The 18,558-nt window shown below is 42.4% G+C and carries 18 protein-coding genes; 2 read left to right on the forward strand and 16 right to left on the reverse strand.

All coding sequences use genetic code 11. The annotated features are described in order from the left end of the window. Positions 1 to 321: 321 nt before the first annotated feature. Entirely contained in the window at positions 322 to 1,095 is a 774-nt protein-coding gene (locus ACVBIO_RS08685; protein ID WP_447164104.1) for a TSUP family transporter, read from the reverse strand. Positions 1,096 to 1,215: 120 nt separating this feature from the next. Here ACVBIO_RS08685 and gcvA point away from each other — a divergent pair, with 120 nt between their 5' ends. Then, positions 1,216 to 2,106 carry a transcriptional regulator GcvA gene (gene gcvA, locus ACVBIO_RS08690; RefSeq protein ID WP_447164105.1) on the forward strand — a complete coding sequence of 297 codons (891 nt, stop codon included), beginning with the start codon at positions 1,216 to 1,218 and terminating at the stop codon, positions 2,104 to 2,106. Between the two features lie 23 nt (positions 2,107 to 2,129). On the opposite strand, the gene ACVBIO_RS08695 is transcribed toward gcvA, so the two are convergent. From ACVBIO_RS08695 to ACVBIO_RS08720, 6 genes are all read right to left on the reverse strand, one after another. Next, positions 2,130 to 4,106 (reverse strand): NERD domain-containing protein, encoded by a 1,977-nt coding sequence (locus ACVBIO_RS08695; RefSeq protein ID WP_447172419.1) that lies wholly within the window; start codon positions 4,104 to 4,106, stop codon positions 2,130 to 2,132. 117 nt (positions 4,107 to 4,223) lie between these two features. After that, positions 4,224 to 4,610, reverse strand: coding sequence for a ribonuclease E inhibitor RraB (locus ACVBIO_RS08700; RefSeq protein WP_447161240.1), 387 nt, complete (start codon positions 4,608 to 4,610; stop codon positions 4,224 to 4,226). Between the two features lie 19 nt (positions 4,611 to 4,629). Further along, positions 4,630 to 4,860 carry an RNA-binding S4 domain-containing protein gene (locus ACVBIO_RS08705; RefSeq protein ID WP_447161239.1) on the reverse strand — a complete coding sequence of 77 codons (231 nt, stop codon included), beginning with the start codon at positions 4,858 to 4,860 and terminating at the stop codon, positions 4,630 to 4,632. 78 nt (positions 4,861 to 4,938) lie between these two features. After that, a complete protein-coding gene (locus tag ACVBIO_RS08710; RefSeq protein ID WP_447172420.1) occupies positions 4,939 to 5,472 on the reverse strand; it encodes a GNAT family N-acetyltransferase in 534 nt (177 codons plus the stop codon). A 31-nt stretch (positions 5,473 to 5,503) separates the two neighbouring features. Further along, on the reverse strand, positions 5,504 to 5,782 hold the full coding sequence (locus ACVBIO_RS08715; protein WP_447161237.1) for a peptidylprolyl isomerase: 279 nt from the start codon (positions 5,780 to 5,782) through the stop codon (positions 5,504 to 5,506). A gap of 131 nt (positions 5,783 to 5,913) precedes the next feature. Beyond that, the gene (locus ACVBIO_RS08720) at positions 5,914 to 7,746 is read right to left on the reverse strand and encodes a DUF885 domain-containing protein (RefSeq protein WP_447172421.1); all 1,833 of its coding nucleotides are present in this window, start codon (positions 7,744 to 7,746) and stop codon (positions 5,914 to 5,916) included. A 65-nt stretch (positions 7,747 to 7,811) separates the two neighbouring features. On the opposite strand from ACVBIO_RS08720, the gene ACVBIO_RS08725 reads away from it, so the two are divergent. Then, positions 7,812 to 8,318 carry a GGDEF domain-containing protein gene (locus ACVBIO_RS08725; protein WP_447161235.1) on the forward strand — a complete coding sequence of 169 codons (507 nt, stop codon included), beginning with the start codon at positions 7,812 to 7,814 and terminating at the stop codon, positions 8,316 to 8,318. Positions 8,319 to 8,378: 60 nt separating this feature from the next. Here ACVBIO_RS08725 and ACVBIO_RS08730 read toward each other — a convergent pair whose 3' ends face one another. The 9 genes from ACVBIO_RS08730 to ACVBIO_RS08770 form a co-directional block, all read right to left on the reverse strand. Further along, complete coding sequence (locus ACVBIO_RS08730; protein ID WP_447161234.1) at positions 8,379 to 9,626, reverse strand: tetratricopeptide repeat protein; 1,248 nt, start codon at positions 9,624 to 9,626, stop codon at positions 8,379 to 8,381. 2 nt (positions 9,627 to 9,628) lie between these two features. Further along, entirely contained in the window at positions 9,629 to 10,249 is a 621-nt protein-coding gene (locus ACVBIO_RS08735; RefSeq protein ID WP_447172422.1) for an energy transducer TonB, read from the reverse strand. Between the two features lies 1 nt (position 10,250). Beyond that, positions 10,251 to 10,655 carry an ExbD/TolR family protein gene (locus ACVBIO_RS08740; RefSeq protein ID WP_220759443.1) on the reverse strand — a complete coding sequence of 135 codons (405 nt, stop codon included), beginning with the start codon at positions 10,653 to 10,655 and terminating at the stop codon, positions 10,251 to 10,253. Between the two features lie 13 nt (positions 10,656 to 10,668). After that, positions 10,669 to 11,193: a MotA/TolQ/ExbB proton channel family protein gene (locus ACVBIO_RS08745; RefSeq protein WP_447161232.1), complete on the reverse strand. Its 525-nt coding sequence runs from the start codon at positions 11,191 to 11,193 to the stop codon at positions 10,669 to 10,671. After that, the gene (locus ACVBIO_RS08750; RefSeq protein WP_447161231.1) at positions 11,193 to 12,548 is read right to left on the reverse strand and encodes a MotA/TolQ/ExbB proton channel family protein; all 1,356 of its coding nucleotides are present in this window, start codon (positions 12,546 to 12,548) and stop codon (positions 11,193 to 11,195) included. Before ACVBIO_RS08750 ends, ACVBIO_RS08745 begins: the two co-directional genes overlap by 1 nt. Then, positions 12,548 to 13,330, reverse strand: coding sequence for a DUF3450 domain-containing protein (locus ACVBIO_RS08755; RefSeq protein ID WP_447161230.1), 783 nt, complete (start codon positions 13,328 to 13,330; stop codon positions 12,548 to 12,550). The genes ACVBIO_RS08750 and ACVBIO_RS08755 overlap by 1 nt, the downstream gene beginning before the upstream one ends. A gap of 824 nt (positions 13,331 to 14,154) precedes the next feature. Next, positions 14,155 to 14,685 carry a hypothetical protein gene (locus ACVBIO_RS08760; RefSeq protein ID WP_447161229.1) on the reverse strand — a complete coding sequence of 177 codons (531 nt, stop codon included), beginning with the start codon at positions 14,683 to 14,685 and terminating at the stop codon, positions 14,155 to 14,157. Then, on the reverse strand, positions 14,618 to 15,130 hold the full coding sequence (locus ACVBIO_RS08765; RefSeq protein ID WP_447161228.1) for a TonB-dependent receptor: 513 nt from the start codon (positions 15,128 to 15,130) through the stop codon (positions 14,618 to 14,620). The genes ACVBIO_RS08760 and ACVBIO_RS08765 overlap by 68 nt, the downstream gene beginning before the upstream one ends. A 122-nt stretch (positions 15,131 to 15,252) precedes the next feature. Beyond that, a complete protein-coding gene (locus ACVBIO_RS08770) occupies positions 15,253 to 18,222 on the reverse strand; it encodes a TonB-dependent receptor domain-containing protein (protein WP_447161227.1) in 2,970 nt (989 codons plus the stop codon). Positions 18,223 to 18,558: the final 336 nt, after the last annotated feature.

Below are 18,558 nucleotides of genomic sequence, written 5' to 3' on the forward strand. Positions count from 1 at the left end.
TTTATTATTGAGTTTGAAGACAGACTTGTGAAACATATTAACTAAAACTGCAGTTACACAGAATCTGTTACACCCTCGAGCACCTATTGAGTATGGCTGGCATAACAACCTTTACTGCCAGCTTTTTTAAATCAAACCCCATTACACTTAGCAAACGTTTTTTCCTTAAGTTTCTCTTCTCTTACCACTTAGACAATACCACCTAGACCATACTATCTAGGCAACACCGCTCAAAACAATTACCATCGTGTGTCTTGTTACCGGGTCTCTTGTTGTCGGGTCTATAACTACCTTCTCTAGACCCATCTGAACCATCTAGAATCAGGCAAACCAGTCATACTGCGCCGATAACAGCTTAACGCTCATCGCTATCGACATCACTACCACGAGTGGCTTAATGATTTTGGTGCCTTTTGTTAATACTAAGCGAGAACCCAGTGTTGCTCCTATCGCTTGACCAATTAACATCACGCCGCCTAGCATCCAAAAGACTTTACCACCAATGGCGAAGAAAATAAGCGATGCGATGTTGGTAGAAAAGTTTAAAATTTTTGCATGCGCGGTGGCTTTTGCCAGCCCATAACCCGCGAGCGATACAAACGCTAGCGCAAAGAAGCTGCCTGTTCCTGGGCCAAAAAATCCGTCATAAAAACCGACACCTAAGGCTGCAGTAAAAGCAAATACACCCGGAGTGAGTACTTGCAACTTATCCTCTTCACTGATTTTTTTCGAAAATAGAAAGTAACCTCCGATGGCTAACATCAAGAAAGGTAAAAACACCTCTAAGAATGCGGGATCGATCATCTGAACTGCAATCGTGCCTAACGCTGCACCAACAAATGCAAACGCGATACTCAACTTCATATCACTGAGCTTCACCATGCCCTTGCGCACAAAGTAAAAGCTCGCAAAAAAACTACCACCACACGCTTGCAGTTTGTTGGTCGCCAATGCAACTGTAGGAGGCAAGCCCGCCCACATTAAAGCAGGTATGGTTAACAGCCCGCCTCCCCCCGCAATAGCGTCAATAAAGCCCGCCAACATAGCCACAAAAAATAACAGTGTAATAAGCTCAACAGTAAGATCTAGAGTCATGATTTAATAACAAATAATTAGAGTGGTGTTATTAGACGTGGTTTGCAGTTAAAACACAAAGGAGTTATTGTTCATTATAAGTGAGTTTATCTCACACTAAAGACAAATAAGGCCCACCTAATGTACCTACACCTTCCTCCTTTAAATGCACTTCGAGCCTTTGAAGCCTCAGCTCGGTTAATGAGTTTTACGCTGGCAGGCAAAGAGCTATTTGTTACACATGGTGCTATTAGCAAGCAGGTTAAACTACTGGAAGAGTTTGTGGGGATGCCGCTGTTTATTAGGCAACATAGAAGTCTTAAATTAACAGATGAAGGTGAACGCTACTTTATTAATGCACAAGCTGCCCTACAAACTATTAATAATGCAACTAGCGACTTAATGACTCAACCTCTTAGAACCCAAACCCTAGCGATTAATGTTTTACCTAGCCTGACTATCAGTTGGCTTATCCCAAGAATGGAAGAGTTTAAGTCACGCTATCCTCATCTCTATGTTGACTTATCAATCGGAGATTTTGAGGTCGACTTTAACAAGGCAAACTTTGACATAGCCATACGCAGTAGCACCACCGTGCCCAAAGCGGCCAATGTATTAACCTTGATGGATGAAGATTTGTGTCTAGTCTGCTCACCAGAGTTAGCCCTTACTCTCACCAACCTTAACGACATCAACAATATGACGCTGCTGCAGCATACGACTCGACCGGGTTTATGGCAGTTGTGGGCACAAAGTGTTGGTATTACCCTCACCACAGAAAAGAAATTTGGTGTGGAACATTTCTATATGCTGAGCCAAGCTGCTGCTAGTGGTATGGGAGTGGCTCTTATTCCACGCTTTTTTATTGAAGATGAGCTTAAAAGCGGCAAACTGGTGATCCCATTTAAAGCAGATTTCACCAGTCCTTATCGCTATTACTTATTAACGCCAAAATCGAGCAACCTGCCGTTAAAAGTACAATCTTTTATCGACTGGCTACTCGAGCTTTTTAGCCCTTACCGGCAGCACTAACCCTGTTTGATAATAACCTTAACCTATTGAGTAACATTATTTTCAGCTAAATCAAACATCTCTAAGTAATTCATACCGGCATGAACACTCAAGTCGAAGTTAAGCACTTTATGACAAACATCATACAGTGCTTCGCCAAACCACTGCCTATCAAACGCTTCCAGTGCTTTAATGATGCCAGCATGGCCTAAATCCCCTTTCAAACTCTCCGGTGCCATGGCATCAACAAAGCTTGCGACTAAGCCATAAAGATCTCTCTCAGCTTCGCCTTCAACTTCCCACAGCCTTGGGTCTGCATACTGAGATGCATAATGACTCGCCGCAATATCTAGGCCAATACCAAAATTAACCAATATCGCTTTATTTGGATTACAAATGATGTTCTTAGGACAGATTGCGCCGTGATAAATATCCATTTGATGCATGTATTGCAGACCAGTTAGCAACTGAGTAAACCACATTAAGGGTTGCCCAAGACGGATCTCTTCAAGCTCGTCGATAGATACGCCATATTCCCACGCACGGGCAATAAATAGGTTTTCACTTTGGGGCAATTGACCAAAGGCCAATACTTTTTCAATATGAGGGTGATAAACCTTAGCAAGTGTGCGATAGATATTGCTCAGCATCGGCCAGTTAGCTTGCACTTTACTGTAGATTGACACACCGCACTGATATTGGCCTTGCAGATGCGTGGCGCGCCAGAACTGACTGGTTTCTTTAGCCGTAATAAACTGCTCTAGCTTAAAGTGGTGATCAATAATCGCACCAGCAGTGATGTCAACTTTCTCAGGAACAGTGTCGCATACCCCATGATCGATCAATGCCGACAAGTCACTACGCAGGGCATCTAAGTCGGTTGTGCTGCCAGCTATTGCCTCGCGATACCATTGATAAATCCGAGGTTGTTGCGTTTGCTCTGCAATCGTAAGGAAACCTTCTGCATAGGCTTTAATGTCTTCGTTATTGCTAACATTATCTTTGATGTCGATAAACTCGACGTCCCCCATATCAGAGACAAAAATACAATTACTGGTCCAACCGCCTACGGTAAAGCCTCTGCGATGGATCTGTTGCAGTCCAGTTACGCTGCGCCGCAGTATTTCAAGTAATTGATAGGTGGTCATCTGCTCAGACTGGAGCACATTAAGTGGCACACCACGTGGCATACGGATAGGAAGCACTAACTGCTCACCGTCTTGGATCAGTGGTGCACAATAGGGAACACCACAACATCCAGATAGAGATTGCAGACGCAAGAACTCACTTCTGAGTTGTGCTTCATGCGCCTCTGATTGATTGCTGTCAGTAAATTGGGTGGGGATAAGCACTTTTAGTAACCAGGGGGCAGTCCATTCACCGGGATTATATTCAGCTTGCCAGACTTCGAGCCCACTTTGTATAAACAAGCATTTAAGTTTAGTGAAGTCGTGAATTTGATTATTACGTTTCTCTACCACTGCAACTTGGCCAATGGTTTCCAATACCAGCTCTTTTTGGGTATCGGTTACTTGATGCTTCCTTGGCGCAGTTAGCCCCCACTCCTTGGTTAACGCGTCGACAATTTGCTTAGGGGTATAAATACTGAGCGAGCCCTGCTGTTTTTCAAGCTCAATTTCTTCACCTTTACGGCCGGTGACAAATACCATGCCTTGGCACCAAGGCGCATATACGCCAACGGGAATTTTGTGCTTGACGTTACCCGCTAAAACACGTGCAACGTAGTTAGCTTTGGCTAAGCTGTTATCCACTTCTCGGCCATCTAATGACCATGCATGTAAACCGGCATCTAAACGGCCGATATAGCCCTTTACGTCGACCACATACACGCCCCACTCGCCAATCACCAGCGCATCAACTTCCATTGCTTGACCCGATTTGGCAGGGATCTCAACATTTGTCAGTAGGATATAATCTTCAGGGAGCTCATCAGCTAACAACGAAAAAGCCCAACGTTCCGCATCGTTAACTGGGGTTCCAAAACTTATCATTCTTGCCATTCTTGTCTCCTTCTGTGGCAATTATTTTATTTTTCTATTGGCTTCATTTTCATCTGATAGGCACAAAAAAGCCACTAATATAAGTGGCTTAATTTAAATTTGATTGTGCAGCTTGATTTAGTGTTTACAACCATCACCGCACTCATGTGCGTCATCGGCAAAATCGTCATCGCCTTCTTGATGTTGCATCACTCCCCAACCGTCGGTAATACCACCAAACTCTTGGGCAAATTCATGTAGATTCAACTCTTGCTCTACAATAGTGTCATAGGTTGGCACCATGTTTAGGCAAACGATCAGCTCCCACTTACCTGAATCATCATTCAGCAGTAGTTCAATTTCACCTTCAAGATCAGATTTACCTAGCTCTTCAAGTGCTGACTCTGCATCACGTTGATCTTCAAAAACTAAGAAGAAGTCGACATCAAGTGCTACCGATAAGTCGATACCGGCATCAGCCATGGCTTCAAGCATTTTGCCATTATCATCATCTGGAAATTGCATGTTATTCCTCTCTTGTCACTTACTCAGCGATAATTTTAACGCTTTCGCCGTTAAAACTCACAACTTCACCAGCAATCACTTTTTTACGCTTGCGGGTTTCAACTTCGCCATTTACTGTCACGAGTCCTTCAGAAATCACGTGCTTAGCTTCGCCGCCAGCACTTAACATTCCTTGAACTTTCAACACCTTGTATAATTCTATGTATTCTTCGCCTGACTTTAATGTCAACGTTGGAGTATCTGAACTCACGGTATTTCGCCTTAAATAATCAAAACTGTCAGCATTATAGCACCCTATTGAGATGCCTATGCATGCTTTCGAGTGTCGTTAAACTCTTTCTGCTGCTAAGAGTCCATAAACGCAATCATCAAACCATTGCTCACCGATTTTACAATTCTCTCGCAACAGGCCTTCACGCTTAAAGCCGCACTTTTCCAGTACCTTGATTGAAGCAATATTTTGCTCTATACAATAAGCGATAAACTTGTGGGGCCCGTAGGACAGACATGCCCAATCAACAATGGCTTTTAAGCTCTCACAGGCATAACCTCGCCCATGAGCACTTGGATGCATCATATACCCAACCTCTATTTGTCCCATTTCTGCATCACTATTATGCAGCCCAATGAAACCAATAAAGTCTTGTGTATGCACATCTTCGATAATAGTGAGTAACCACTCGCCTACATCGAAATCATTTGCTTTTAATACACGCTCGAACTTATCTCGTATAACGGCTTCAGCCTGAGGTTTACGAACATATTCATTTAGTTGTTCACTTGAATGAGTATATAAAAAACTATCCCAATCGCTTGAGATAACCGTTCTTAACCTGAGCCTATCGGTATACAGTTCGAGCATGCTAATTCCTCTAAAACAAGCTAAGCAGTATTTAGCCTCTGCTTGTTACTTCTAGAAGGTGGTAGCCAAACTGAGTCTTTACAGGGCCTTGAACTTCGTTCAATGGCGCGCTGAAAACCACTTCGTCAAACTCTTTTACCATCATGCCTGGGCCAAATGAGCCTAAGTCACCACCTTGGGCAGAAGATGGGCAAGAAGAGTTTGCTTTAGCTACATCACCAAAATCAGCACCATCAAGGATCTGTTGCTTAAGTTCTAAACATTGTGCTTCATTATCAACTAGTAGATGTCTTGCAGTCGCTTGTACCATGGTTTACTCCAATAAAATAAATGTCATTGCCATTTAGGCAAAATAAAACCCTGTCAGTATATACCATTATTTATAGCCAAACGACTTGCAAATAATGACCATACCAACAGGGTTATCGCATCAGTATTAACTTACTTTTGCGCAGCTATCCAATCGTTTACTTTTAGTTCCATCACTTCCATCGGCAAAGAACCTGAAGTGAGGATTTGGTCATGGTAAGCTTTTAAGTCAAACTTATCGCCAAGCTCTTTTTCTGCCTGTGCACGCAGTGACAAAATCTTTAACTGACCGACTTTGTAACTTAGTGCTTGACCTGGAATTGCCATATAACGCTCAACCTCAGCGATAATATCTGATTCCGCCATTGGCGAATTGTCTTTCATATACTGAATCGCTTGCTCACGAGTCCAGCCTTTAGCGTGCAGACCAGTATCAACCACTAAACGCATGGCTCGCAGCATTTCATCTGAAAGCTTACCAAAGTATTGGTACGGGTCATTAAACAGCCCCATCTCAATCCCTAAGTACTCAGCATAAAGTGCCCAGCCTTCTTCAAATGCCGTATAACCGCCAAAACGTTGAAATTCAGGTACACCGGTTAACTCTTGCTTGATAGCAATCTGGAAGTGGTGCCCTGGCGCCGCCTCATGCAATGATAGAGTGGTCATGCCCCACTTAGGCTGCGCCTTAAGGTTATAGGTATTAATATAAAATACACCTGGGCGAGAGCCATCAACCGCTGGCGCATCGTATGAGGCACCCGCTGCCGATTGCTCTCTAAACCTCTCCACTGGCTTAACCACATAATCAGCTTTAGGCATGACGTTGAAATACTCTGGCATCTGACGATTGATTTGCTCTTTTAGCTCCATATAGCCATCAATCAAACCTTGGCGTTCTGTAAAGAAGTACTGCGGCTCTGATGATAATGATGCAAAAAACTCAGTTAAGTCACCTTCGAAGCCAACTTGAACACGCACTTTATCCATTTCAGATAAAATTCGCGCCACCTCGTCTAAACCAATCTTATGGATTTCATCGACAGGCATAGTCGTTGTTGTGTGAGAGTTAGCAAGGTGTTGATACCACACTTTACCGTTTGGTAGCCCCCACCAACCGTCTGTTGCGCGAGATGATTTAATATAAGTATTTTGAAAGTAATCACGAAGCACTGTAAGCTCTGGCAACAGCTGCCCTGCAATTAACGCTGTATACTCTTGAGTCAGTGCTTGCTTGTCCGCATCTGAAAATGACTCTGGCATCAAAGTGATCGGTGTATAGAACAAGCTATCAGTCACGTTATCGACAAGCTGGGCGCTCAATTGCGGAATAATACGCTCAACCAGCACTCGTGGCAGTACTACTTTGCTCTCGATACCTTCATCCATACGCACTTGAGCAAGCTTAAGCCACTCAATAAAACCTTGAAGTCGTTTCTCCCAGTTGCGGTAGTCTTCTACAGTCTTAAAGGGCTGCGCACTTTCACCACTACCTAGCTGAACCATGCTAATCACAGTGCTATAAAACTGGTTCATCGGCATAAAGTGATTTGGGAATGTCTCATCGGCTAAAGCTACGTTACGATCATAATTAAACATGTCATAACTAAGCTTCAACTCGTTTGAGAGCTGACTGCGGTCTATTTTCTTTACCTCTTTTAAATAACGCGTATTGAGCTCGTGACGCTGCGTTAAATAGGCATCAGACAAACCATCGCCAAATTGTTCGTTATAGTCATTCACACCAACAAATGTGGCGTAGATAGGTTCGAGCTTCAACAAATCATTAAAGTAATTATCCACTAACAATAGATAAGCTTGTTCAGCTGACTGTATTTGAGCAGCCTGCTCTGCTGTTTTTTGTGCTGTAATCTCTGATTGCTGTGCCTGTTTACTTTCGCTTTCACCGCAGCCTGTTAAGCCTAAAATTGCGCCAATTGACAGCGCGAGTACCGCCTTCCTCATTTTTTATTCCTTTTTATTTATTGTTCTTTTCTATACTTAAACCAGAGGTACATAAGGAGTCTTCAATGATCTATTCATTTAGTAACTCTGGTTTTAGGGATCCTGAAACAGGTGTTTATAACCAAACCTATTTTATGGAAGTTTTCAATCGCGAATGGCATCGCCATATGCGCGACCGTCAAGGTCTTGCCTTATTGTATCTATGCCCACACATTCATGAAACTATTTCTCAACCACAATTGTTAGAATTATTCATGAAGCAAGTACAACAAGCTCTGCAACGAGCTACCGATTTAGTCGCTAGACTTGATAATCAGGCTTTTGCATTAGGTCTTTTTGAAGTGGATGCTACTGGTGCTAACGTGGTGATTAAGCGATTAGAGCTTGCAATCGCAGAGTTTAATCACAATTTGAAGTCGCAGCGCCATAATCAAATTGAGTATGAATTGGGTGGCTGTGTATGTCAGCCAAACAAAGATATTTATTTAGAAACTCTATTTAGCACTGTTGAAAAACACACCAAGCACATGAAAGAGTCCTTGGCTGATAAACATATCATTATTAACCTCTAAGAGTAGATAAGCTGAAAATAAAAAAGCCCCTAAAAAGGGGCTTTTATACAGAAGCTTAAATTAAAGAGCGACGTTATGAACGCGCGCTTTTTCTTTAATGTAAGAGATATAGCTCTTAGCTGAACGCGCAGTCTTCTTATCATTAGCAGCAAGCTTGGCATACTTATATGCTGTCTTGTACTGCTTTTGATTTAAGTAAGCAAGGGCAAGTTCGAACTGAACTTCACCAGGGCTTTTAACCCCCGCATCCAACGCTTTCTTAAGTGCTGTAATAGCAGCTTTATGCTGACCATCTAGCGACAAAATACGGCCTTGTCTGAGGTAAAGCTTACCAGCGTTATTGATTGCAGCCGCTTTACCATAAGTTTGAGCAGCATTTTTCAGCTCCTTAGCATTATGATAAAAACCAGCAAGAGTCGTTAAGCTCTTTTCATCTTCCTTAATTAACCCAGACTTCATATGCTTAGCGTAGATCTGCGATGCATTAAATGGCGCGCCATTTTGTGCAAGCAGTTGAGTCAAACGCGTAATATTACCCGCCGTCTCCAAAAATCCATTTTTATAAGCTAAGTCATATGTAGCAAGTGACTTAGTGAAGTCTTCGGTCATTAGATAAAACTGAGCTAACTGAACCCAAAGGCGCTTGTCGTCTGGAAATAATGGCACCATGACTTCAAGCACATTAACCGCTTGCTTATACTGCTTCTTGTTAAAGTAAGCAGTCAGCTTCATCTGATATAAGCCTTTATCAGGCTTATCAGACAGGGTTAAGCCTTTATCTGCAACCGCAATCACCTTGTCCCACTGCTTCTGCTCAGAATATGCAATACCTATACGCTTATAGACTTGTGCATCTTCTTTACAGGTAAACTCCATCCACTTGTAATACATTGGGATAGACTCTTTGAACTGCTTCTCTCCAATCAGGAGGTCTGCATAGAGTCTTAGAGTTTGCGCGTGATCCGTGCCGCCTAAGATATCAGCTTCAACCGCAGACTTAAGGTGCTTAGTCGCCCTACCCATCTGTCCTTTTTCCGCATAGAAGTTACCTAACATACGGTCGATATAAGCTTTATCAAAATCGTTATTAACATTGGCCTCTAGAAGAATGGCAATAGCTTCATCAAGATTACCTTCGGTATAGGCTTGAAAAGACTTTTGCACTTTCTTAGAGGCACTTTGGCCAACGGCTTTCGATTTACGCTTCTCAATCGGGCACTTCTCGGCAGCATAAGCAACCGGTGCTAGCGCGATACTTCCACCTAAACAAAGTAATAAAGCGGCAGCAATCGAATTAACTTTACGCATAATTATCTACCTCCTTTATCTAGAGTGAAATCAAGTTGGACCGTCATGCCAGTTTGTTTAAGGGCTTTACCGTCAACAATCTTTGGCTTGTACTTCCACTTTTTAAGTGCACGGCGCGCTTCTTTATCAAATAAACGCTTTGGCTCGGCTTTGATGACTTTAACGTCTTCAACACCACCTAGCTCATTAATGGTAAAGCTAAGTTGTACCCAACCTTCTTTTCCATCACGTGCTGCAGCAATTGGATACTGAGGCTCGATTCTCACGATAGGTGTAGCATCACCATCTCGTGTCATCATATTGCCTAGTTTAAATCCAGTGTTTGCACCACCGGCATCAACCCCACCCATGTTAAATGACATATTTGTATCAATGTCAGATGAACTATCTGGTGGCGTAGTATCCGGTTTTGGCGGCTGCTCTGGGGGTGTTGGCGGTTTAGGCTTAACCCTTGGCTTTTTCTGCGCTGATGCATCATCTTTGTTCATGGTGATTTCTATGACAGGTGTTTCTGTCGAGGAATCGTGGCGGGTTGGACCGCCACCTACCAAAAATGCCATGAAGACAAACAAAGCAAAAGTCACAGCAGCACCAATTATCAGTGATACTATTCCTCTCAGCATATTATTCGTTCCCCGCCGATACAGATATCTTATCGATACCCGCAGCTTTAACGTTATCAAGAACCTTAACCACTAAACCATGTCTAGCTTCTTGGTCTGCTTGAATCAATACTGCAGCCTCTGGTGCTTCTGCAAGCATACGCTCTACGTTTGCAGTTACACGTTCGATATCAACTTGACGGTTTTCCATCATGATGACACCCGTTTTGCTCACACCGATAAAGATGTTAGCTGAAGGCTTCTTCGTCGCTTGTGACGCTTCAGGCTTGTTATAGTCAAGGCCTGATGGCTTTACAAACGATGTTGTTACAATAAAGAAGATAAGCATGATGAACACGATGTCGAGCATCGGGGTCATATCAATCTCAGCTTCTTCTTCTACGCTTGAATGCTTTCTACGTGCCATGTTCAATCTCTCTCTAGTGGTGAGGCATGCTGTCTTTTAGCTTTGCTAAACTGATTTTCATTTTTGCATCAAGGCGAGTACTGAAGAATACTCCCGATAATGCTGCCACCATTCCCGCCATTGTCGGCATGGTCGCCATTGAAATACCAGCTGCCATCATACGAGCATTACTCGTCCCATGAACTGCCATCACATCGAATACTGAAATCATACCGGTTACGGTACCTAGTAGACCTATCATTGGACAGATTGCTACTAACGTTTTGATAATCAGCATACGTGCCGTTAAATCTTGCTTCGCTTGGGATACCCAAGCTTCACGGATGCGGTGTGCATACCAAGAGGTTGAATCCTCTCGTGCTTCCCATGCAGCAATGATTGCTTTGTGCTCTTTTGGTGATATCCAATTTAGATACCAGTAGCGTTCAAGCATCAATACCCACATAACAAACAATACAGCTGCCACTAACCAGAGGACGTCGCCTCCGGAGGCCATGAAGCCCCTGACGGAATCCCAGATATCCATCAGGAATAACATTAGGCTTTCCTCTTCTCAGCGTGTGAAGCAACAATACCCGCACTTTGCTCTTCAAGTACTTGAACAATTGTCTTGCTACGTGCAACTACGATTGCATGCATAAGCATTAGCGGTAGTGCAGCAACTAGACCTTGAACTGTCGTCATAAGTGCCATAGAGATACCACCAGCCATTAGCTTAGGATCGCCAGTACCGAATAACTGGATGCTTTGGAAGGTTGCAATCATACCGGTTACTGTACCTAGTAGACCCATCATAGGTGCAATAGCTGCTAGAACCTTGATGATAGAGATGCGAGTTTCTAACGCTGGTGTTTCTTTCAGAATTGCTTCGTCAAGTTTCAGCTCTAGTGTTTCAACGTCAACATCTTTGTTGTCTTGGTATGCTTTAAGTACGCGGCCAAGCGGGTTGTTACCTGGGTTATCTAGGTTCTTACGCTGCGCCTTAACTTTAGCACCAACAACTCCTAGCGTGATTAGACGCTCGATAGAGATGATTGCACCAAGAACAAGTAAAGCGATAATGATGTAACCGATAGTTCCACCCGCTTCAATACGCTCTTCAATCGTTGCTTTTTGCGTAAAGATGTTTAGAAGAACACCACGAACAGGGTCGATATAAAGATTAGCTGTACCTGACGTTGTATTTTCGAAAGCGGCAGCAGATTTAACTTGATAACCATCAGGTTGCTGTGACAGCTCCTGGATTAGGCCAAGATCGGCGTTGTAAACAACATACTGACCATCGGCAATAAGGTTATATGCACCAACTCGAGTAATAGTCGTGTCATTCACGCTACCGTCGATACCAGTAACAGTGCCTTCAAACTTAACAACCTTTCCAGATTCAGCCATTTCAAACAGCTGCTCTTCCCAGAAACGCTCTAGCTCGTCAATCTTTGGCAGTTGTTTGCGTGCACCAAGGTCTGCAATAAATACGTCACGACCAGGGTACTGTGCAGAGATATTAGAACCCGCTAGCTTACCAGCGAAATCACCCGCATCACCTTTAACAACACCAAACATCTCACCCAAGTCACCTTGAGCCGTTTTTAAGTCTTCTTCTAACTGACCGATTTTACGCTCGTTATCCAAAAACGCTTGGTTTAAGTCTTTACCGCGTTGGCGCTCTGCAGCTAAAGCATTTTTTTCACGCTTTAGTAGTTGAGCTTTATCGCCACGCTCATTTTTAAATTCTTGCTCACGCTTTACGTTAGTCTTAGATGCATTAGCACGATCAACTTTTACTTGATTAAGTAATTGGTCGATTGTTTTAGGCGCATCTGCAGCGCTAGCTATACCGGCCGTTAAAGACAGGCTCGCAGCAACGATTGCTGTAGTGATAAACTTCTTCATTATTGTGCAGCCTCCGCAGCAGGAATTGGTAACGAGAATAGATCCGGTGCACCCTGTTTACGTGCAATTCGAATACCTTTGGTTAGCTCACGAAGCGTACCATCTTCTAACTGATCCCAACCTTTAGTTTCATCGTTATACATCCAAGCTGTTTTACCGTCTAAGCTCATCGCATACAGTGAAACACGACCAAAGTTAAAGAAGTCTACTAACACTTCCTTGCCATCAAGATCTAGCTTGCCGGTTTTTACAGTTAATGTTGTACCGTATTCACGCTCGATTGAGTATGCATCTAAAATTAGACGATACTTTTCAGCAAGCGTTACTTCAGCACTGTTTAGGAGGTTCTTGAGGTTTTCAACGCGCTCTACACGAACTTCCTTATTAAATGGAAGATCTAAAGCCACAAACTGCTCTAATGCGTCAACCATCTTAAACATCAATGGCACTACGCCTTGACGTAATGAATCAACGCCGTTGATGTCATTCTGAATAGATTTCATAGTAGCTTCTTGGTCTGCAACCAGACCTGCTACGTAGTCGTTATAAGATTTTAGTGATTCACGTTCATCAGCAACTGAACCGTACTCGAACAACATGTCCTGAGCCTGGTCAAAATACTTATCAACTTTCTTCTGAGACGTTGCTGCTTCAGCGTGAATTTTAGCGTCAGCTTTCTGAACATCAGAAAGAGGATCGGCCATCACTAAGTTGCTGCCTGCTAAGGCTAGTGCGCCAATGAGCGCTGTAGCGATTTTTGTTTTATTGCTTACCTTGGACATAGTTCCCAACCAATTTGAAGTGATTAAAAAAGCTTTAACTTATCGACAACAGGGTGCGTGCGCTTATTTTGCTTTAGTTCCCTATTGCCTAAGCCCGTCTTTCTATTGTGATTGTTAATTATTATCTTCCCTTTTCTACATCTTCGAGGATGTAGACCCGCTGGCATCATTTCACAAAATGTTGACCTGTGTCAACATTTCGAAAGGCCTAAAACTGCTGGAAAACGAGCTTAGAAGATGGAAAACAATCAAAAGAGGCTTTTTCCATAAACGAGTGTTAAATATAATAATTTTAAAAAAATTGCAAATGCACAGGCACACCTGCAAATAGCTGATTAATAAGACTTATAACATTACCAGTAACGAGACCATAATTAACATTTTATTAACACACGCTAGTAAAACCTGTAAAAGATTTGCGTGAAATGGATGCAATATAAGCCTAGTCTTTCAAAACTAGCAGGTAAAAACGCTAGACTGGTAGTCAAATTATTAGATAGTAAGCCCTGTGGCAGGTTTTAAGTTATTAGCAATAACTTATAAGGTTATTGTATAAAGTTTGGCGCTAAGAGATAGATGGAACAAGTCTGTACACACTCAAATCGTGACTAAATTTACACTTCGGTGCTAAATAGAAAATCATTCAAAAAATAAAATTTGATACCAGGCAAAACTAGCTCATTAACTCGATATAGCCCCCCAATCAGCTGGCTTGCCATCAAGTAAAACAGGTGAAAACTAAATGTTATGGAAATAAAAAACCGCCAACAAGAGAACTTGTCAGCGGCTTTAGCTTAGAGAACTAACTTTACGTTAGCGAATCATTAGAACTTTTGCGTTAGACGCAATGAGTATGAACTACCAAACATACGGTATGTTGATGGATCAGTACTCGCGTTAAATCCATTATCGATATACGGTGGTTTTTCATTTGAAATATTAGTGAAATTCAAAGAAACACGTGTACCCGTCTCGAAAGAATATGCAAACGCTAAATCATGATATAGCTGAGAATCGATTTTCTGAAGGTAGCCTTCTTCCCAGAACGCTGTCGCAGCAGTTGTAGCACCAATGTACTCTGCGGCATAACTTACAGATAGATCATTCCAGTAATAATCTAGGTTGAAATTAACTTTATCTTCAGCAAACGTCTCACCAAGACTGAAGTCAAATGTTCCAACCATTTCACGAGCTTCTGCACCAACATAGTCTGTATCTTCACGCTTCAATAAGTGAGTCCAGCCAATAAATGCTTTGAAATCACCAATAGACGTATCAAAGTTATAACTAAACTCTGAGTCGATACCTGATGCAGTACGAGAAGCTAAGTTTCGGTTTGCAGCAAAAAATTGCATTAATCGTTCCATCAGGGTTACGAGTAATCTGCTGACATTCATTAGTATTTAAATCGTCATAACATAGGTTAAGAACGTTCGTTGCAGACAATGAGTCGATGACGTTGTCTAACTTAATATCCCAGTAATCAACAGTTACGTTGAAGCCTTCTAAAAACTCAGGTGAATATGAGATACCGACAGTAACAGTATCACCTTCTTCAGGTTTCAAGTCTGGGTTACCACCAACACGAGCACGCAACTGTGAATCAGATTGTGTTGCACCGCCAGCTGGAACAGCTTGTGCTAAACATAGCGCTTGGCCTTCTGCAGATAAATAACCAAAACCTTTAGTATTACAAGGGTCTTGATCTGTTGGGAAGCTGTCAGACTGACCAGCATATAGTTCGCCAACGGTTGGAGCACGATACACCACCAGGGACAACCGGTAAGCTGAAGTGCACATAAGATTAAACGTACGTTTTCGACATGCAATCGAGCAACTATATAAAGCTTAACTTTTTGTATGGAATAAATTAAGCCCTCTTAAGTTTTGGCTTAAGAGGGCTTTAGGTTATTGATTAATAATTAGAACTTCAACCTTACACCAGCATAATAACGACGTCCGACAGCATCGTATGTTCCTGCATCAGTCTCAGTACCTGTATTACTTCCAGGAAGACCTGTAATAATTGGAGGTGGTGCTTGGTCAAACAAGTTATTTACGCCAACATAGAATTCAGCCATATCCCAAGGTTGGTACGCAATATTCATGTCATGATAAGTAACAGACCCAATACCTACAGATTCAGGTGCTAAGTCATAACCAGATAGCCAATCATCATCTAGGTAAGACTCACCGATAAATGTAGTGCTCCAAGAAACGGTTAAATCTTCATAATTGTAACCAAGGGTTAAATACCACTTATTCTCAGGTGCACCAATTTCACCTTTGAATGTATCTTTATCAGAACCAGGAAGCGGATTTGTATAACCTTCGATTACATGAGTATAAGCCAGTCGAGCATTCACTTGCCCAGCTAGATTATAATCCTCGAAGTCTTTAGCATAACTAACAACTAAATCTACGCCTTCTGTAACGTAACCACCACTGTTTGTATCTCCTGAATCAATATACTCAAGAGAACCAGCACTATTCGAGCCAACATCTTGTGGGCGACGAGTCACAAAAGAACACAAAGATGCATCACCACCGTAACATTGGTCAAGGATGAATTGACGCGGAGTTGATACGATTGCATCTTCAATTTCAATATCAAAGTAATCTATATTGAAGTCAAAATCTTCAATAATTGCTAGACCTTCAGGTGAAATAGCGACACCGAATGTCGTAGATTTACCTTTTTCAGGGCCCAATTCTTGGTTGCCGCGGTTAAAGCCACTAACGCCCTGCAGATCTGCCTGGTTAAGAGTAAACTCTCCGTTTGCAGCAATGTTAGCCATAACACCAGCATCGGCTCGACATGCTTCTGCTTGCGCGCCACTCGTTGTTGCCGTAACCCCTAGACATGGGTCTGTGAGGCCTGTAGGGAAAGTCTGACTAGGTGGTGAGTATAATTCATTAATATTAGGCGCTCGAGTAGATATTGCTCTAATAGCTCTAAAGCGTACCTCTTCAATTGGAGCCCAATCTAGCGCCACATTCCAGCTATCTGTGTTACCTACAGTTGAGTAATCAGAGTAACGATATGCACCACGTAAATTTAGCTGCTCAGCCATAAATACGCCATCTAAAAGAGGAACGTTAACTTCAGCAAAGTATTCAATAACATCAAATTCACCTTCTGTACGAGGAATTGCGTTACCACCGTTCAAACCTGATTGCTGAAGCGCGTCGAACTCACTACGGGAGTACTCTTCACGATACTCTGTACCTACAGAAAGCCCCACGATACCAGCAGGCATTTCGAATAAGTCACCAGAAAGATTTAAACCAGCGGTTTTTTGCGATGTAAACGTTGCTAATAAACCTGGCGCTTGGATGTAGTTTGCACCTGCAGCAGTAATTGAGTTTGCACCAAATACGCTTACAGGCACACAACCTTCAGCACGGGCATCGGCGTCACGACAAACGATGTCGCCATTTTCATCCTCAACAGCCTCTAAAGCAGAACGGAAGTTTAATGAATTAAACTGACCGCTAGAAACTTGAGATTCTAATGTTTGTCCATACCCATAATGTGCATTGACATACCAACCTTCAGTCAACTCACCATCAACTCCAGCAACAATTTGGAATGTACCACGATCAGCGACATTTCCTCGTGCTGCGACATCGGCTAGACGACGAGTGAAGAAAATATCACGTAAACCGTCGCCATCTGTATCTGTTGCTGAATTGAAAATGGCATCTGGTACAAACGCATTTCTAACAATCGTACGCTCGTACTCACCAGGATTCATTGCACTTTCAATAAATGTTTCATATTCAAGTGGCATTTGTCCGCCAGAAGCAGAAAAAACATCATCTGAAGCCATTGGGAATGGTTCTAACTGGGTCGTAGCTTGAGTTGCCGCATAAGTTCCTTCTAGGAAGGCATTCCAGCCATCTGCAAACTCATATTTGCCAGTAGCGGCTAACAAGTAACGCTCTGTAGGGATTGCAATGGTACGGTATGCACTACGATTGAAACCATTAGCTTCTTGAGTATCGCTGCCGTTAGTCGACCAACCGTTAATTAAATTACCATTACTATCGTAAGTATACTCCTCATCGCCAGCCCAGAAGTGTCCTTGTGGCGCATAGCTAGAGTAGAATGGGCGGTTAGGGGTGAAAAAATCATCAGGATCACCAGTCCACCATGCACCTAGAGACGCCTGGTCGACAGCCGAGCGGTCACGGTCACGAGAATAAACAGCTCCTTGCTTAGTGTAAGCGCCATGAACCATGACGTTACCTTTACCATCGCTAGAGTTTGTTCCCATAGTAAATTGAATTTGATCTTCTTTTGAATCACTTTCTTGGCTTTGACCAGTCTGAACATCAAATTCAATGCCTTCAAAGTCTTTCTTGTAAATAATATTAACAACACCAGCTACCGCATCAGAACCATATACAGCTGATGCACCACCGGTCATGATTTCTATACGCTCAATAAATTGAGTCGGAATTGCATTTAAATCAACAGCCGATGAACCTGGTACACCAGAAACAAAGCGGCGGCCGTTAACAAGTACTAAAGTACGTGCACTCCCCAAATTTCTTAAGTCAACAGTCGCAACACCAGCACTAGCTGTGGAAAAATTTGAGTTAGTACGACTAATACCTGGAGTACCAAATGCCGGATTTTTAAGTAATAGTTCCTGAATATTTGCAACACTTGACGTATCAATTTCTGACGCATCAATAACCTGAACAGGTGTAAACCCTTGCATATCAGTTGTACGAAGTCGTGACCCTGTCACCTCAATTTTTTCAATTGTTTCTAATTCAGACTCTTCAGCTGCGAATACTGCTGGAGCGGTAAAAGCTGCTGTCATTGCACCACTAACTAGTGCTAAACGCACTGAGTTAGATAGAAAGTTATTCTTATACATTGTAAATCTCCCTGGACTCTCTTTTATTTTTTTAGCAATTCACATCAATTAACGAAAAGTTACGTAAATGAGAATTTGCACACAAATAAAAACACACTGGAAACATATTTACAACATCTGCATCTCATCAAGCTTTTTTCGATACAATTACAAAGAGATAACCTCTTAAACACTAAGCAGCTAAATTATCTTTAACGAATACTTACTGGATTACTTGATTGTTCTGAGAGGCTTTAAGTTTTACTCAACAGCCAGACCCTACTTTATAAAAATACAAATCAACTTACACAAATGACTGAAAGTCAAAGAAATAATAGAGGTGTGACATTTTTAAAC

Source organism: Shewanella sp. 0m-8 (genome assembly GCF_052977265.1).

Bases quoted from the DNA above. Each gene is read 5' to 3' on its own strand.
- ACVBIO_RS08685 (WP_447164104.1), bottom strand. From the start codon at position 1,095: ATGACTCTAGATCTTACTGTTGAGCTTATTACACTGTTATTTTTTGTG.
- gcvA (WP_447164105.1), top strand. From the start codon at position 1,216: ATGTACCTACACCTTCCTCCTTTAAATGCACTTCGAGCCTTTGAAGCC.
- ACVBIO_RS08695 (WP_447172419.1), bottom strand. From the start codon at position 4,106: ATGGCAAGAATGATAAGTTTTGGAACCCCAGTTAACGATGCGGAACGT.
- ACVBIO_RS08700 (WP_447161240.1), bottom strand. From the start codon at position 4,610: ATGCAATTTCCAGATGATGATAATGGCAAAATGCTTGAAGCCATGGCT.
- ACVBIO_RS08710 (WP_447172420.1), bottom strand. From the start codon at position 5,472: ATGCTCGAACTGTATACCGATAGGCTCAGGTTAAGAACGGTTATCTCA.
- ACVBIO_RS08715 (WP_447161237.1), bottom strand. From the start codon at position 5,782: ATGGTACAAGCGACTGCAAGACATCTACTAGTTGATAATGAAGCACAA.
- ACVBIO_RS08720 (WP_447172421.1), bottom strand. From the start codon at position 7,746: ATGAGGAAGGCGGTACTCGCGCTGTCAATTGGCGCAATTTTAGGCTTA.
- ACVBIO_RS08725 (WP_447161235.1), top strand. From the start codon at position 7,812: ATGATCTATTCATTTAGTAACTCTGGTTTTAGGGATCCTGAAACAGGT.
- ACVBIO_RS08730 (WP_447161234.1), bottom strand. From the start codon at position 9,626: ATGCGTAAAGTTAATTCGATTGCTGCCGCTTTATTACTTTGTTTAGGT.
- ACVBIO_RS08735 (WP_447172422.1), bottom strand. From the start codon at position 10,249: ATGCTGAGAGGAATAGTATCACTGATAATTGGTGCTGCTGTGACTTTT.
- ACVBIO_RS08740 (WP_220759443.1), bottom strand. From the start codon at position 10,655: ATGGCACGTAGAAAGCATTCAAGCGTAGAAGAAGAAGCTGAGATTGAT.
- ACVBIO_RS08745 (WP_447161232.1), bottom strand. From the start codon at position 11,193: ATGTTATTCCTGATGGATATCTGGGATTCCGTCAGGGGCTTCATGGCC.
- ACVBIO_RS08750 (WP_447161231.1), bottom strand. From the start codon at position 12,548: ATGAAGAAGTTTATCACTACAGCAATCGTTGCTGCGAGCCTGTCTTTA.
- ACVBIO_RS08755 (WP_447161230.1), bottom strand. From the start codon at position 13,330: ATGTCCAAGGTAAGCAATAAAACAAAAATCGCTACAGCGCTCATTGGC.
- ACVBIO_RS08760 (WP_447161229.1), bottom strand. From the start codon at position 14,685: ATGCAATTTTTTGCTGCAAACCGAAACTTAGCTTCTCGTACTGCATCA.
- ACVBIO_RS08765 (WP_447161228.1), bottom strand. From the start codon at position 15,130: ATGTGCACTTCAGCTTACCGGTTGTCCCTGGTGGTGTATCGTGCTCCA.
- ACVBIO_RS08770 (WP_447161227.1), bottom strand. From the start codon at position 18,222: ATGTATAAGAATAACTTTCTATCTAACTCAGTGCGTTTAGCACTAGTT.